Source organism: Streptomyces parvus (assembly GCF_014648875.1).
Taxonomy (GTDB): domain Bacteria; phylum Actinomycetota; class Actinomycetes; order Streptomycetales; family Streptomycetaceae; genus Streptomyces; species Streptomyces parvus.
This window is the reverse complement of record NZ_BMRY01000001.1, coordinates 411644-427108: the sequence shown is the minus strand read 5'-3', so window position 1 is coordinate 427108 and position 15465 is coordinate 411644. Positions and strand designations below refer to the sequence as shown.

General features: G+C 73.9%; 9 protein-coding genes. 6 read left to right on the top strand and 3 right to left on the bottom strand.

Annotation, left to right across the window (positions count from 1 at the left end):
• Positions 1–136: 136 nt before the first annotated feature.
• The 4 genes from IE140_RS01835 to moeZ all read left to right on the top strand — a co-directional run bounded on the left by IE140_RS01835 (position 137) and on the right by moeZ (position 4597).
• The gene (locus tag IE140_RS01835; protein ID WP_229826664.1) at positions 137–1309 is read left to right on the top strand and encodes a hypothetical protein; all 1173 of its coding nucleotides are present in this window, start codon (positions 137–139) and stop codon (positions 1307–1309) included.
• 223 nt (positions 1310–1532) lie between these two features.
• The gene (locus tag IE140_RS01830; protein WP_006127409.1) at positions 1533–2498 is read left to right on the top strand and encodes an NAD-dependent epimerase/dehydratase family protein; all 966 of its coding nucleotides are present in this window, start codon (positions 1533–1535) and stop codon (positions 2496–2498) included.
• Positions 2486–3319 (top strand): spherulation-specific family 4 protein, encoded by an 834-nt coding sequence (locus IE140_RS01825; RefSeq protein WP_093442917.1) that lies wholly within the window; start codon positions 2486–2488, stop codon positions 3317–3319. Before IE140_RS01830 ends, IE140_RS01825 begins: the two co-directional genes overlap by 13 nt.
• 99 nt (positions 3320–3418) lie before the next feature.
• Complete coding sequence (gene moeZ, locus IE140_RS01820) at positions 3419–4597, top strand: adenylyltransferase/sulfurtransferase MoeZ (protein ID WP_032763310.1); 1179 nt, start codon at positions 3419–3421, stop codon at positions 4595–4597.
• A gap of 72 nt (positions 4598–4669) precedes the next feature.
• On the opposite strand, the gene IE140_RS01815 is transcribed toward moeZ, so the two are convergent.
• The 3 genes from IE140_RS01815 to IE140_RS01805 form a co-directional block, all read right to left on the bottom strand.
• On the bottom strand, positions 4670–6262 hold the full coding sequence (locus IE140_RS01815; RefSeq protein ID WP_150196972.1) for an alpha/beta hydrolase: 1593 nt from the start codon (positions 6260–6262) through the stop codon (positions 4670–4672).
• Between the two features lie 76 nt (positions 6263–6338).
• Positions 6339–7931: an alpha/beta hydrolase gene (locus IE140_RS01810; RefSeq protein ID WP_093442913.1), complete on the bottom strand. Its 1593-nt coding sequence runs from the start codon at positions 7929–7931 to the stop codon at positions 6339–6341.
• 154 nt (positions 7932–8085) lie between these two features.
• Positions 8086–10941, bottom strand: a complete 2856-nt coding sequence (locus tag IE140_RS01805; RefSeq protein ID WP_150196971.1) for a lysylphosphatidylglycerol synthase transmembrane domain-containing protein — start codon at positions 10939–10941, stop codon at positions 8086–8088.
• A gap of 221 nt (positions 10942–11162) precedes the next feature.
• Between IE140_RS01805 and IE140_RS01800 the strand changes: the two genes are divergently transcribed.
• Both IE140_RS01800 and IE140_RS01795 read left to right on the top strand, forming a co-directional pair.
• The gene (locus tag IE140_RS01800) at positions 11163–11666 is read left to right on the top strand and encodes an MGMT family protein (RefSeq protein WP_150196970.1); all 504 of its coding nucleotides are present in this window, start codon (positions 11163–11165) and stop codon (positions 11664–11666) included.
• A gap of 206 nt (positions 11667–11872) precedes the next feature.
• The gene (locus tag IE140_RS01795; protein WP_189460007.1) at positions 11873–15424 is read left to right on the top strand and encodes an ATP-dependent helicase; all 3552 of its coding nucleotides are present in this window, start codon (positions 11873–11875) and stop codon (positions 15422–15424) included.
• Positions 15425–15465: the final 41 nt, after the last annotated feature.

The window sequence follows — 15465 nt, the reverse complement described above, 5'->3', positions numbered from 1 at the left end:
CCCGGCCCTCGACGCCCCGCCTCCCGGTGCCCCGGCCCGCTGCTCGGCGGCTCTCGTCGCCCCGGCCCGCCGCGGACCGGCATTCCCAGGCCCGGCCCCCCACGACCCGACGCTTCACGATCACGGAGACCGCCCGATGACCCGTCCGGACGACCCGGCGACGACCCCCGCTGCCGCCCCGGAACGCCCCGCGGAGATCCCGCTCCGCGCCTCGGCCCCCCGGGCGCCGGGCGCCACCGCCCGGCGGGGGCCGGCCGACCCGGTCAAGACCCTGCTGCACGACCACCGCGGCCTGTGCGAACGAGCCGTGGACCCGCTGGAGATCGCCGCCGGTCTGGAAGCCCACGGACTCACCGACCGCACCGCCGCCCGCTACCGCCACCGGGACGTCTTCGCCCTCGCCGAGGAGCTGTACGCCCGCATGCCGCCCCGAGCCCACGACTCCGCCACCGGCGGGCCGCCCGGCCCCGGTCCCGACACCGAGGCGCGGGCCGCCTGGACGCTCCTCGCCCTGCTGCCCGGTGCCGCCTGCCTGGCGACCGCCGGGGTGCTCCGGGTCACCGAGGGCCTCCTCGGCGACGGGGCGCGGGCCCTCGTCACCCTCGTCGGCGGGCTGCTCGCCTGCCTGGCGCTCCGGGCGTGCCTGGGCCGAGGCCCTCTGCGCGCCCCCGAAGGAGCGGGCCGCGCCGGGATGTACGCCTGCTGGCTGCTCAGCTACACGGTGTACGGCGAGGAACTGCTCGCCCAGGTCATGACCGGCGGCCCGGACGGCCCGTGGGACGGTGACGCCGCCCCGCTGCTCGGCCTCGCCGCCGCCGTCGCCCCGGCCGCCTGGTGCGCGCACCTCTTCACCGTCCGCGCCCACCGCAAACTGTCCGGCAGCCGTGCCCTGGAGGAGTTCGGCGCGGGCGTGCGCCCCCTGCTCCTGACGGCCGTCTGCCTCTTCCTCGGTGCGCTGCTGCCCCTGCTGTACCTGGCCGACCTCGGCCTCGGCGGGGGCGGCGTACCTGTCGCGGCCGTCGCCCTCGGGGTGCTGTTCTTCGTGGCCCGGCTGCTCGCCGCACACGGACTGCCCGAGCCGGGCACCGTCGCGCTGGCGGGAGCGTGCGCCGTGGAGGCCGGCGCACCCGCCCTCGTCCTCGCCGCCCGGCTCCCCGGCCTCGAACCTCTCGCCCAGCCTGTGGACACGCTCGTCTCGGCAGGCGGGACGGGAGCCGTATCCGCCCTCGCTTGCGGCGGGGCCGCGCTCGGGCTGCTCCTGCACGCCGCCCTCGCGCTCTCCCGGGCCTCCGCCCACACCCGGGCCTGAGGGCCCGAGGCCCCGGCCACCCCACCGACGTACCACCACCTCGCGCCCCACCGGCGTACCACCCAGGCACCACTCACGTACCACCCCGCATCACTTCCCGCGGAGCCGACGCCGCGGGCCCGTCCCGACACCGTACGACCGACTGACTGACCTAGGAGAAACCCGCCATGACCCCCCAATCCCCCGCACCGGCAGTGAGCCGTCGGCACCGAGGCGGTGCGCGATGAGGGTGCTGCTGCTCGGAGCCAACGGATTCCTCGGCCGCTTCGTCGCCGACCGTCTCCTCGCCGACCCCGCCGTTCACCTCACGGCCCTCGGGCGCGGCGACGACGCCGACGTCCGGTTCGACCTCGCGGGCGGCAGCCCCGGGGCCCTCACCCGCTTCCTGGACGCCGTCCACCCCGGGGTCGTCGTCAACTGCGCGGGCGCCACCCGCGGCAACGCCCGCGACCTCACCCGGCACAACACCGTCGCCGTCGCCACCGTCTGCGAGGCGCTGCGCCGCAGCGGCTGCGGGGCCCGGCTCGTCCAGGTCGGCTGCGCCTCGGAGTACGGGCCCTCGCAGCCCGGTTCCTCCACCGCCGAGGACGCGGTCCCGCGCCCCGGCGGCCCGTACGGGGTCAGCAAGCTCGCCGCCACCGAACTGGTCCTCGGCTCCGGTCTCGACGCCGTCGTCCTGCGGGTCTTCTCGCCGGTCGGGCCCGGCACCCCGGCGGGCTCCCCGCTCGGCCGGCTCGCCGAGGCGATGCGCCGGGCCATGCAGGCGGGCGACGGCGAACTGAAGCTCAGCGGGCTCGGTGTGCAGCGGGACTTCGTCGACGTACGGGACGTGGCGCGGGCCGTCCACGCCGCCTCGCTCTCCGCCGCACAGGGCGTCGTCAACATCGGCACCGGGCGCGCCGTCCGGCTCCGTGACGCTGCCGCCGTGCTCGCCCGCGTCGCCGGGTACGCGGGCGCGCTCCACGAGCTGGACTCACCCCCTCAGCGGCTGCCCATCGGGGCCCCGCGCACCTCCGCCGAGTCGGTCATGGAACACCTCTCCGCCACCCCGTCCCCGTATCCGGACGGCTGCGGCGCCTGGCAGCAGGCCGACGTCCGCACCGCGCGGGACCGGCTCGGCTGGCGGCCCCGGATCAACCTGGAGGAGTCCCTCGCGGACATCTGGATGGAGGCGGCGTGCCGTATCTGACCGCGCCCGCCGACGCCCGCCGGACCGCGGGCGGCGAACAGCTCGGCTTCGGCGTCCCCGGGTACGCCCACCCGCTGCTCGCCCCCGCCGAATGGGCCGAGCTGGCCCGCCCCGGCACCCCGCTGCACTGGGCCGTCCTCAACATCGCGAACGGCCCCGGCTCCCGGCCCGACCCGCACTGCCTGGAGGCGGCGGGCCGGCTGCACAACGCCCGCGAACGCGCCCTGCACGGCGAGAGCCCGAACGACACCGTCCGGGCCTCCGGCGGCAGGCTGCTGGGCCACCTCGACCTGGCCCACGGCGAACGGCCCTTCGACGAACTGATCGCGGACGCCCGGTCCTTCATCGACTGGTACCGCATCGGCGGCTTCTACCTCGCCCGCTGCCCCGCCGGCCGCGACCGGCTGCCCGCCGTCCGGCGGCTCACCGGCACCCTGCACGCCCTGCTGACGGAGAGCGACAGCGCGGACGGCGGGGGCCGCCTGGTGCTGGGCCACGGCACCCACCCGTACCCCGGGTACGCGGAGGCCGCCGACCAGCTGGTCACCTTCCAGGGCCCCTGGACCGACTACCGCTGGTCCCAGGTGGCCGAGTGGACGGCCGACTACCCGCCGGAGCGGTTCGCCCACTTCGTCCACGGGGTCCCGCGCACCCACCTGGAGGAGGCCATGCGCGTCGCCCGCTGGCAGGGCGCCGGGACGATCTTCTTCACCGACCGGAACGAACGGGACAGTCAGAACGGACAAAGCGATCCATTCGCGGCGCTGCCCAGTTACTGGGACGAAATCGTCTCGCGGATCGGACCCGGTATCTCGGAATGAGGAGGGGCGTGGCAGTGTTACGAGGAGAACAACCGTACGTAGTCGACCGTAAGAAGCCGGTCTACGTAGAATCCGACCACCTGCATTGTTGAGGTTCCTGTGTCGCTGCCACCCCTGGTCGAGCCAGCTGCTGAGCTCACCGTCGACGAGGTCCGCAGGTACTCCCGCCACCTGATCATCCCGGATGTCGGGATGGACGGACAGAAGCGCCTGAAGAACGCCAAGGTGCTGTGTGTCGGCGCCGGCGGCCTCGGCTCGCCGGCCCTGATGTATCTCGCGGCGGCCGGTGTCGGCACGCTCGGCATCGTGGAGTTCGACGAGGTCGACGAGTCGAACCTGCAGCGCCAGATCATCCACAGCCAGTCCGACATCGGCCGCTCCAAGGCCGAGTCCGCCAAGGACTCGGTGCTGGGCATCAACCCGTACGTCAACGTGGTCCTTCACGAAGAGCGGCTCGAAGCCGAGAACGTGATGGAGATCTTCGCGCAGTACGACCTGATCGTGGACGGCACGGACAACTTCGCCACCCGCTATCTCGTCAACGACGCCGCGGTGCTGCTGAACAAGCCGTACGTGTGGGGCTCGATCTACCGCTTCGACGGCCAGGCCTCCGTGTTCTGGTCCGAGCACGGCCCCTGCTACCGCTGCCTCTACCCGGAGCCCCCGCCGCCGGGCATGGTCCCCTCCTGCGCCGAGGGCGGCGTGCTGGGCGTGCTCTGCGCGTCCGTCGGCTCCATCCAGGTCACCGAGGCCATCAAGCTGCTCGCCGGGGTCGGCGACCCGCTGGTCGGCCGGCTGATGATCTACGACGCCCTGGAGATGCAGTACCGCCAGGTCAAGGTCCGCAAGGACCCCGACTGCGCGGTCTGCGGCGAGAACCCCACCGTCACCGAGCTCATCGACTACGAGGCCTTCTGCGGCGTCGTGTCCGAGGAGGCGCAGGAGGCGGCGCTCGGCGCGACGATCACTCCCAAGCAGCTCAAGGAGTGGATCGACGGCGACGAGAAGATCGAGATCATCGACGTCCGCGAGAAGAACGAGTACGAGATCGTCTCGATTCCCGGCGCGAAGCTGATCCCGAAGAACGAGTTCCTCATGGGCACCGCCCTCCAGGACCTCCCGCAGGACAAGCGCATCGTCCTGCACTGCAAGACCGGTGTCCGCAGCGCCGAGGTTCTCGCGGTCCTCAAGTCCGCGGGCTTCGCCGACGCGGTGCACGTGGGCGGCGGCGTGATCGGCTGGGTCAACCAGATCGAGCCCGAGAAGCCGGTGTACTAGTACCCGCATGACGTTCGAGGGGCCGGTCCGCACAGCGCGGACCGGCCCCTCTCCGTTGCTCCGTGACGGGGGCTATCCGCAGGTCTTCCCGTCCGCCGGGACCTTCCCGGCCAGGAAGTAGTCGTCGATCGTCGACGTCACGCAGTCGTTGGAGCCGTACGCCCCGTGCCCCTCGCCCTCGTTGGTGACCAGGACGCCGACGCCCCTACCCAGCTCGTCCGCCATCCGCCGCGCCCCCTCGTACGGGGTCGCCGGGTCGCCGGTGGTCCCGACGACCAGGATCGGGCCCGCGCCCGGCGCACTGGTCCGAGGCGTCTCGTGCTCCCCGTCGACCGGCCATTCGGCACACCAGCCCGCGGTGTCCCAGGCCAGGAACGGCCCGAAGACCGGTGACAGCCGGCGGAACTCCGGCACCAGCGCACGAGCCTCGTCCAGGGTGGGCCGGGAGGCCGAGTCGGCGCAGGAGATCGCCCGCTGGGAGTGGCTCTGGGTGTCGTAACGGCCCTGCGCGTCACGGCCGTTGTACGAGTCGGCGAGCCGGAGCAGTTCATCGCCCGTGCCGTTGTTCTCCGCCTCGTCGAGCGCTGCCGTCAGCTCGGGCCAGGACGACTGGGAGTACAGCGGGGTGACGATGCCGGTGATGGCGAGCGACTCGGTCAGCTCCCGGCCCGAGCCGGTCGGCAGGGGGCTCCGGTCGATCCGGGCCAGCAGCCGGGCGATGCGCTCGGAGCCCGTGCGCGGGTCCTGGCCGCGGTCCTTCAGGTAGTTCTCCAGGGCGCGCTGGAAGCCTCTGGTCTGGTTGCGGGCGTGCCCGACGGAGTCGGCCGTCGGGTCGACGACCGCGTCCAGCACGGTGCGCCCCACGTGGTGCGGGAAGAGGTGCGCGTACGTCCCGCCCAGCTCCGTACCGTACGAGAAGCCGAAGTAGGCCAGCTTGTCGTCGCCCAGGACCTGGCGGATCAGGTCCAGGTCGCGGGCCGCGTTCGACGTACCGACGTGCGGCAGGACCTCGCCCGAGCGGCGCTCGCAGCCCGCGCCGAAGTCCGCGGCGTCCGCGATGAACGCCCTCTCCTCCGCCGCCGTGTCGGGGGTCAGGTCGACGGTGCGGTGGGCCTGTTCCTGCTCCTTGTCGGAGCGGCAGCGCACCCCGGAGCTGGCGGCGACCCCGCGCGGATCGAAACTCACCAGGTCGTAACGGGAGTTGAGCGTCCCGTACTGTCCGGCGGCGCGCGGGAGCGTGGCGACGCCGGATCCGCCCGGGCCGCCGAAGTTGAACAGCAGCGAGCCGATGCGCCGGCCCCGGTCGCGGGCCTCCTTGCGGATCAGCGCGATGGAGAGCGTCTCCCCGGCCGGCTCCGCGTAGTCCAGCGGTACGTCCACACGCGCGCAACGCCACTCCGTGCCCGGGGCGTTGCCGCCGTGCGGGGTCGTGCAGCGCTTCCAGTCGAGGCGCTGGGAGGTGAGAGCGGCGGGGAGGCGCGGAGTCCCGGAGGAGTCCTGGAGGGCCGGGGGAGCGGGTGTCGCGGCGTCGGCGGGACGGTTGTCCCCGGTCCCGGAGGGCTCCGGCTCGCTGCTCAACAGACCGCAACCGGCGAGGAGTACGGCTGTCAGGAGCGCCGCTCCCGTCCTTGTGGTGGCCTGGCGGGTACGGCGGTGCGTACGCATGGTCCGGCTGCCCTCCCTCAGGGGATGTGCGGTCATGCTAACCACCTTGTGCCGCAAGGGAGTCGGGGGAGGAGCGTCAGCCGCAGACCGTGCCGGACTTCGGGACCCGACCGTTCAACAGGTAGCCGTCCACGGCCCGTTGCACACACGCGTCCTTGCTGTTGTACGCCCCGTGCCCCTCGCCCTTGTACGTCAGCTCCACGCCGACGCCCTTGCCGAGCTGCTGCACCATCGCCTTCGCGCCCGCGTACGGGGTGGCCGGGTCACCGGTGTTGCCGATGACCAGGATCGGCGCGGCGCCGGGGGCGCTGACGTCCGGGGTCTCCCAGGCGCCCGCCACCGGCCAGCCGGTGCAGCTCATCAGCCCCCAACCCAGATACTCGCCGAACAGCGGGGAAGCCTTGCGGAACGCGGGGAGTGCCGCCTTCGTCTGCTCCAGGGTGAACCGCTGCTTGCTGTCGGCGCAGTTGATGGCGATGTTCGCGGCGTTGGAGTTGTCGTACTGCCCGTCCTCCGAGCGGCCGTTGAGCGAGTCGGCCAGGGCGAGCAGCAGCCCGCCGTTCCCGCCGCCCGCCTCGTCGAGGCCCTGTTCCAGCAGCGGCCAGGTCTCCTGGGAGTAGAGGGCGGACGCGATACCGGTGGTGGCCAGCGTCTGGGTCAGCGTCCGGTCGCCGAGCCCGTCGATGGGCTCCTCCTCCAGCTCGCCCAGGAGATCGGCGATGCCCTGTTCGACCTCCTGCGGGGTGGCCCCGGGCAGGGCGCAGTCGTCGCGCTCCGCACAGTCCTTCGTGAAGTTGTCCAGGGCGAGCTGGAACCCCTCGGCCTGGCCGAGGGAGGACTGCTCGGCGTTCTTCGTGGGGTCGACCACCGCGTCGAAGACCGCCCGGCCGACCTTGTCCGGGAAGAGGTGTGCGTACACACCGCCCAGCTCGGTGCCGTACGAGATACCGAAGTAGTGCAGCTGGTCGTCGCCCAGCACCGTACGCATCAGGTCCATGTCGCGGGCGGCGTTCGTCGTGCCCACGAAGGGGAGTTCGGGGCCCGAGTTCTCCTCGCAGTCCGCGATGAAGTCCTTCTGTCCCTGCACGAACTGTTTCTCCTCGGCCGCGTCGTCCGGGGTGGAGTCCTCCTGGTAGAAGGCGTCCAGCTGGGCGTCGTCCGCGCACTGGACGCCCTCGCTGCGGCCGACCCCGCGCGGGTCGAAGCTCACCAGGTCGTACCGGGTGCGGAGCCGGTCGTACTCGGTGCCGAACGCGGGCAGCGTCGCGACGCCGGACGCGCCGGGCCCGCCGAAGTTGAACACCAGCGAGCCGATCCGCCGCTGCTGGTCCTTGGCCTTGGCCCGCACCAGCGCCAGTTCGATCGTGCGGCCGTCCGGCTTTGCGTAGTCGAGGGGTACGTCCATGAAGGAGCACTCCCACACCACACCGCCGGGCAGGGGGGACGGTGACTCGCCGCCGCCCTGAGCCGTGTTCGGCGGCGGACAGGGGGACCACTCCAGCTTCTGCGAGGACAGGTCCTCGGCGGTGGCGGTCGGCGAAGCGGTCGAGGCCCCGGTCGGCGTCGAGGACCCGCCCCCGTCGCCGTCGTCCGAACAGGCCGCCAGCGGCAGCAGCACGGTGGCGGTGGCGGCGAGGGCGGCGGCACGCAGAGCGGGGGAAGTCCTCATGCCCCCATCGTGCGGCGGGCCGCCGGGGAGCGCGGCCGGGCGCGGTCCATGCGGGTGGCGGCGGGGCCGGGCCGGTACGGCTGGCGGCGGGTGACCGGGCGCGGCCCGTGCGGGTCTGCCCCCGCCCCGGGCGGCCCGCCGCCCGGGCCACCCGTTACAGCTCGCCCTTGCGGGTCAGCTGGTTGAAGGCGATCCACCCCGGCAGCACCGGCAGCCACAGCGTCATCACGCGGTACAGCAGCACCGCGGGCGCCGCGACCTCCTTCGGCAGCCCGACCGCGATCAGGCCCAGCGTCAGGGCCCCCTCGACCGCGCCCATACCGCCCGGCGTCGGGGCGGCCGAGCCGAGCGCGTTCCCGGCGAGGAAGACCACCGCGATGCTCGCGTAGCTCAGCTGGGGGACGTCCGGGCCGCTGAACGCGCGGATCGAGGCGTCCAGGCAGAGCACGAACAGGCCGGTCAGCAGCAGCATGCCGCCGATGCCGGTGAGCAGCTTCTGCGGCCGCTGCACCACGTCCAGCATGCGCGGCACGACCCCGGCGAACAGCGAGCGCACCCGGGTCACCACGAACTTCCGCAGGAACGGGATCGCCGTCACCACCAGCACCAGCACCGCGACCGTCAGCAGACCCGCGATCACCGTCCGGGACGGGGTCAGCGAGTCCGGAGTCTTCTCCGTACCCGTGAGATAGCCGAACAGCGCCAGCAGCATGATGTGGGCGCCGAGCCCGAAGAGCTGCGACGCCCCGACGCTCGCCACCGCGAGACCGGGGCGCACCCCGGCCCGCTGGAGGAAGCGGGTGTTCAGCGCCACGCCGCCGACCGCCGCGGGCGCCACGATCTTCACGAACGAGCCGGCCACCTGCGCCTGCACGGTCTTCAGGAACGACACCCGCTCGGGCACGAAGCCCAGCAGGCTCATCGCCGCCGCCACATAGCTCAGCGCCGAGAAGCCGAGGGCCGCCGCCACCCAGCCCCACTCCGCCTGCTCCACGACCGTGCCGAAGTCGGCCTGGGTGACCTGGGAGATCAGGAAGTACGCGGCGATGGCCCCGGCGATGAAGCTGAAGAGGGTGCGCGGCTTGATTCGCTCCAGACGGACCGGTTCGACCGGGGCCTGCGGGCGGATCAGCAGCACCTGACGGCGGATCTGGGCGAGCAGATCCTCCTCGCGGGCCTCCTCCAGCGCATCGTCGATGGCGCGCTTCTCGGCCTGCTTCTCGGTGCGCAGCGATTTCCGCTCGGCCTTGGACTCCGCCTTGGAGCCGGCCTTGGACCCGGCCTTGGACTCCGCCGCGGACCCGGACGCGGATCCGGTCGCGGGGCCGACCGCCGCCTGCTCGGTGCCCGCCTGCTCCGCCCTCGCCTGCTTGGCCGCCTGCGAGGCCTCCACCACCGCCTCCCGCTCGCGCTGCGAACGCTCGCGGGCGATCCGGCGCAGCGTCGCCCGCGTGGAGCGGCTCAGCGCGATCGGCTGGAGCAGCGGCAGACAGTCCGCCACCGCGTCCGGGCCGAGCACGGCCAGCGCCCCGGCCACCGACCGCTCGGCACCCACCCGCAGCCCCAGCGTGGTCAGCAGCTGGGCCACGTCCATCCGCAGCACCAGATCGCCCGCCGCGATCTCGCCGCCGCGCAGATCCGTCACGAACGCCCTGCCGGAACGATCCACCAGGAGCGCGTCGCCGGTCAGCCTGCGGTGCGCGATCCGCCGCGACTGGAGGGCCTTCACCTGACGCCAGGCGCTGCGCACCAGGTCGTCGGTGATCTCCTCGTCCTCCATCTGGTCCAGCGACCGGCCGCCGATGTGCTCGTAGACCAGCATCACCGCGTCGGGGCCCAGCTCCGAGGTGGCGATCAGCTTGGGCGCGTTCGCCCCGGCGGCGATGGCCGCGTACGCGAGCAGCGCCTCCTGCTCCAGCGCCTGGCGCAACGACTGGATCGAGCGCCGCTGGGTGAGCGTCCGCAGCGTGATCCGCCGCCAGGCCCGGTAGAAGAACCCCTGGGCCTGCTGTTCCCGGTCGACGACGGTGACGTCCAGCGGCGGACCGTCCTCCAGCGTGACCAGGTAGCGCCGCCCCCGGTCTCCCTGGTCGGTGCCGTCCTTGTCCGGGGTGTCCTCGGTGCGCATCGCCGCGACCGGGCGGAAGCCCACATGCCGCAGACCCGCCATCAGGTGCTGGCCGGTGGGGCGGACGTTCGGCGAGCCGACCGCGTACAGCGTCCCGTACGCCACCGTCCAGCCGATCAGCACGGTGAGGATGATCGAGAACGGGGTGGTGTACCCGCCGACCAGCATCGCGAACGCGTCGAGCAGCAGCACCACCCACAGCACCACGCGCCAGCGCGGCCGCCGGGCCATCCCGACCGCCGTCATGTACGCGATGACCGGCGCGAGATAGCCGTGCACCGGGTCGGTCAGACCGCCCGCCGTCTGCGGCTGGGTCAGCGCGTCCTGGATGGTGCCGGGCGCGGTCCGCGAGACCCAGAGGTCCGTGGCGAGCGTCACCCCGTGGGCGAGCACGGCGGCGAGCACCCCGTCCGCGATGCGCAGCCCGTCGCGTTTGATCAGGCGTTCGATGGCGAAGGCGACCGGGACCAGCAGCACGGCGATGCTGGACACCAGACCGGCGAGCTTGATCAGCAGATCGGGCGCCTGCTCGGTGCCCTTGGAGATGTCGTCCTCAAGACCGGTGGTGGTGCCCTGGGCGAACGCGGCGATCGCGAACAGCACGCCGATCGCGGCGACGCCGATGAGCAGCCGCATCAGATCCGAGGGGCGGTGCACCCGGGCGGGGAGCAGCGGCTCGTCGCCGGAGACACGGTCGGACAGCGCGGCCTCGGCGGAGGCGAGAGTCGAGCCGGCCAGGTGTCCGGTGGCGGAAGCCGTGGGGCCGTCGGCACGGGACGGACCGGCGGCGGTGCCGGAGGAACCGGGCGACGCGGAGGACTCGGGAGCACCCTGCGGGCGCTCCCCGGCATCGGAGGCGTCCGCCGCCTTCGGTGGCTGCACGCCCTGCTCCTTCGTCGCCTCTGGTTCGTCTTCGTGTTCTCGTATCACCGGTCACCGCCCGCATGATGGTGGCACGGCCCGTAGACAGAGGGGGGCATCAGGGTGCATCGCACGGGCGCGGGAAGCGCAACATACGCTCCTTTGCCCCCGCGTGCACGCTGTGTACGCGGACGGACACCGTTCCGGCCGGGCTGTCGGTGGCGTACGGCAGGATGGTGCGGATGACCCAGGACCAGACGGACGGGGGCGGCTCCGGCACCGCCCCGACCGGCGCCGGACCGCCGGAGTACGCGGAGCTGCCGGAGTACGCGGAGCGCGTCCTCGATGTGGCCGAGCTGATCCCGCCCGGCCGGGTGATGACGTACGGCGACGTCGCGGAGTGGCTGGGCGAGGGAGGCCCCCGTCAGGTCGGCCGGGTCATGGCGCTGTACGGGTCGGCCGTGCCGTGGTGGCGGGTCGTCCGGGCCGACGGGACGCTGCTCCCCGCCCACGAGCTGCGGGCGCTGGAGCACTACCGCGCGGAGTCCACGCCGCTGCGCGAGGCGTCCCGCCATGCGGAGGGGCACATCCCGCGCATCGACATGCGGCACGCCCGCTGGGACGGCGGGGTGCACCCGGGCGGCGACGCGAGAGGCAGCGGCGGTCCGGGCGGCGACGCGAGAGGCGGCGACGGCCCGGGCGGTCCGGGGGGCGAAGGCGGTCCGGGCGAGGAAGCTCACACCTGACAGCTTCCGCCATGCGCCCCCGGCAGGAGCGGCCCGACGCGGCCGCGCACGTGACGAGGGACGCAGCACAGCCGCTGCCTCCCGCGCCGTCGCTGGCGTAGCGTCGTCTTCGCGCGGCACGCTCCGCCCCTCTCTCCTCGGGCTGCCCCCGACTGCCCCGAACCTGTTCCTCATCACCTGTACACCCACCAGGACCGGCGATCCACGTGAGTTCCTCCTCCACCCGGCACAGTCCGCGCCGTGAGTCACGGCCGCGGACCACGGGTGCGTACCGCCTGGTGCGCACTCCGCCGGGTTCCGTGGATCCCCCCCTCCTGGACGCAGGCCAGCGCGCGGTGGTTGATCACCCCGGCGGCCCGTTGCTCGTCCTCGCCGGACCGGGCACCGGCAAGACCACCACCCTCGTCGAATCCGTCGCCGCCCGGGTGAACCGGGGCGGCGACCCCGCCCGCATCCTCGTCCTCACCTTCAGCCGCAAGGCCGCCGTCGAACTGCGCGACCGGATGGCGGCCCGCCTCGGGGCGGCCCGGGGCCCGCAGGCCACCACGTTCCACTCGTACTGCTACGCCCTGGTCCGGGCCCACCAGGACGCCGACCTGTTCGCCGATCCGCTGCGCCTGCTGTCCGGGCCCGAGCAGGACGTCACCGTCCGCGAGCTGCTCGCGGGCCAGGTCGACCTGGAGAAGGAGGGCCTGGCCCAGGTCCGCTGGCCGGACGAGCTGCGCGCCTGCCTCACCACCCGCGGCTTCGCCGACGAGGTGCGCGCCGTGCTGGCCCGCAGCCGTGAGCTGGGCCTCGGGCCGGACGCGCTGGCCGACTTCGCCCGCCGCACCGGCCGCCCGGACTGGGGGGCGGCGGCCCAGTTCCTCGCCGAGTACCTCGACATCCTCGACGCCCAGGGCGTCCTGGACTACGCCGAGCTGGTGCACCGCGCGGTCCTGCTCGCCGAGCGCCCCGAGGTCGCGGCGGAGCTGGCCGGCCGGTACGACGCGGTGTACGTCGACGAGTACCAGGACACCGACCCCGCCCAGGTGCGCCTGCTGCACGCACTGGCGGGGAACCGGGGGCGCGTGCCGGAGTACGCCCGGGGGTACGTCGAGGAGGCGAGCAGAGAGGGCCGGCGGGGCGAGGAGACGCGCGGAGAGGGTCGGCGGGGCGAGGGGGCGCGCGGAGAGGGTCGGCGGGGCGAGGGGGCGCGCGGAGAGGGTCGGCGGGGCGAGGGGGCGCGCGCCGGGCGGACGCTGATCGCCTTCGGCGACCCGGACCAGTCGATCTACACGTTCCGGGGCGCCGACGTGAACGGCATCCTCGACTTCCCGGACACCTTCCGCCGGGCGGACGGGAGCCCCGCGCCCGTGGGCGTCCTCACCACCTCCCGCCGCTCCGGGGCCGGACTGCTCGCGGCGACCCGGCTGCTCACCCGCCGGATGCCGCTGACCCGGCTGCCCGCCGACACGGTCCGCGCCCACCGCGAGCTGCACGCCGTCCGGGACGGCGGCCGCGTCGAGACGTACACCTACCCGACCGCGTCCACGGAGCTGGACAACATCGCGGACCTGCTGCGCCGCGCCCACCTGGAGGACGGGGTTCCGTGGCAGGAGATGGCCGTGCTGGTACGGGCCGGAGGCCGCTCACTGCCCGCCGTCCGCCGCGCCCTCACCTCCGCCGGCGTCCCCCTGGAGGTCGACGGCGACGACCTCCCGCTGCGGCATGAACCGGCCGTCGCGCCGCTGCTGACGGCCCTGCGGGCGGTGGCGACGGCAGCGCTGCAACGCCCTTCCGGCCCTTCCGGCCCTTCCAACCTCCCCGACCACCCCGACCACCCCGACCTCACCGACCTCACCGACCTCACCGAGGGAGATCCCGGGGAGGCCGGAGCGCCCTCCTGGCTCGACACCGAGACCGCCCTCACCCTCCTCACCTCCCCGCTCGGCTCCATGGACGCCGCCGATCTGCGCCGCCTCGGCCGGGCCCTGCGAGACGAGGAGCGCGCCGCCGGGATCCGGGTCCCCGCCCCCTCCGACGAGCTGCTGGCCCGCGCCCTCGCCGAGCCCGAACGCCTCGTCACACACGACCCGGCGTACGCCCACGGCGCGCAGCGCCTCGGCGCGCTCCTGCGCAAGGCCCGCGAGCTCCTCGAAGGCGGCGGCACCGCCGAGGAGGCCCTGTGGACCCTGTGGAACGGCACGCCCTGGCCCGGCAGGCTGGAACGGGCCGCGCTGCGCGGCGGGGCGGGCGGCCGCAACGCCGACCGCGACCTCGACGCGGTGTGCGCCCTGTTCGACACGGCAGCCCGCGCCGAGGAACGCACCGGCGGGCGCGGGGCCCTCAACTTCCTGGAAGAGGTGGACGCCCAGGACATCGCCGCCGACACCCTCTCCCGGCGGACCGCCCGCCCCGACGCCGTACGCCTGATGACCGCCCACCGCTCCAAGGGCCTGGAGTGGCGGCTCGTCGTCGTCGCCGGGGTCCAGGAAGGGCTCTGGCCCGATCTGCGCCGCCGGGGCTCCCTCCTGGAGGCGGACCGGATCGGCCGCGACGGGCTCGCCGAACCCCTCACGCCCGGCGCTCTCCTCGCCGAGGAGCGCCGGCTCTTCTACGTCGCCGCCACCCGCGCCCGGGAACGCCTCGTCGTCACCGCGGTGCAGGCCCCCGCCGACGACGGCGACCAGCCCTCCCGCTTCCTCACCGAGCTGGGCGTCGAACCCCGCGACATCACCGGCCGCCCGCGCCGCCCTCTCGCCGTCGCCGCGCTCGTCGCCGAACTGCGCGCCACCACCGTCGACCCGGCCGCGTCCGACGCGCTGCGCGAGGCCGCCGCCCACCGCCTCGCCCGGCTCGCCGCGCTCACCGACGACGAGGGGCAGCCGCTGGTGCCCGCGGCCCACCCGTACCGCTGGTGGGGACTGGAGGAGCCGACCCGCTCCGCCGTCCCGCTGCGCGACCGCGACCAGGCCCTCTCCCTTTCTCCTTCGGCCCTGGACCAGCTCGCCAACACCTGCACCCTCCAGTGGTTCCTGGGCCGCGAGGTGAAGGCCGACGCCCCGGCCACCGCCGCCCAGGGGTTCGGCAACGTCGTCCACGTACTCGCCGACGAGGTCGCCTCCGGCCGGACCCCCGCCGACCTGGACGTCCTGATGGAGCGCCTGGACTCCGTCTGGAACGGCCTCGCCTTCGACGCCCCCTGGAAATCCGAGCAGGAGAAGGACCAGGCCCGCGCCGCCCTGGAACGCTTCCTGCACTGGCACGTCCTGGACCGGGGCGGCCGGACCCCCACCGCGAGCGAGCACGACTTCGACGTGACGCTGGAGGCGGGGGAGTACGCCGTCCGCATCCGGGGTTCCATGGACCGGGTGGAGAAGGACGCCGAGGGCCGGGCGTACGTCGTCGACTTCAAGACCGGCAAGGGCGCCCCCACCAAGGACGAGGTCGCCGCCCACCCCCAGCTCGCCGTCTACCAGCTCGCTGTCCGCGAGGGCGCGGTCGACGAGGTCTTCGACGGCGGGCGTCCCGAACCGGGCGGCGCCGAACTGGTCCAGCTCCGGCAGCCCGCCCCCAAGAAGGAGGGCGGCGAGGCCTTCCCCAAGGTCCAGGCCCAGGAACCGCTCGCGGGGGAGTGGGTCTCCGACCTGCTCGCCACCGCCGCCGGGAAGGTCCTGGACGAACGGTTCACGCCCACCACCGGAACGCACTGCTCCCACTGCACCTTCCGGGCCTCGTGCAGCGCACAGCCGGAGGGACGGCAGGTGGTGGAGTAGCCCCTTTCGCGGGCATCGGCCCGGGTTGTCAGCGGCTCCGG

What these genes read in the sequence shown, in the direction of transcription:
- IE140_RS01800 (WP_150196970.1), top strand. Translation starts at nt 11,163, where the DNA reads ATGACCCAGGACCAGACGGACGGGGGCGGCTCCGGCACCGCCCCGACC.
- IE140_RS01810 (WP_093442913.1), bottom strand. Translation starts at nt 7,931, where the DNA reads ATGAGGACTTCCCCCGCTCTGCGTGCCGCCGCCCTCGCCGCCACCGCC.
- IE140_RS01830 (WP_006127409.1), top strand. Translation starts at nt 1,533, where the DNA reads ATGAGGGTGCTGCTGCTCGGAGCCAACGGATTCCTCGGCCGCTTCGTC.
- IE140_RS01815 (WP_150196972.1), bottom strand. Translation starts at nt 6,262, where the DNA reads ATGCGTACGCACCGCCGTACCCGCCAGGCCACCACAAGGACGGGAGCG.
- IE140_RS01835 (WP_229826664.1), top strand. Translation starts at nt 137, where the DNA reads ATGACCCGTCCGGACGACCCGGCGACGACCCCCGCTGCCGCCCCGGAA.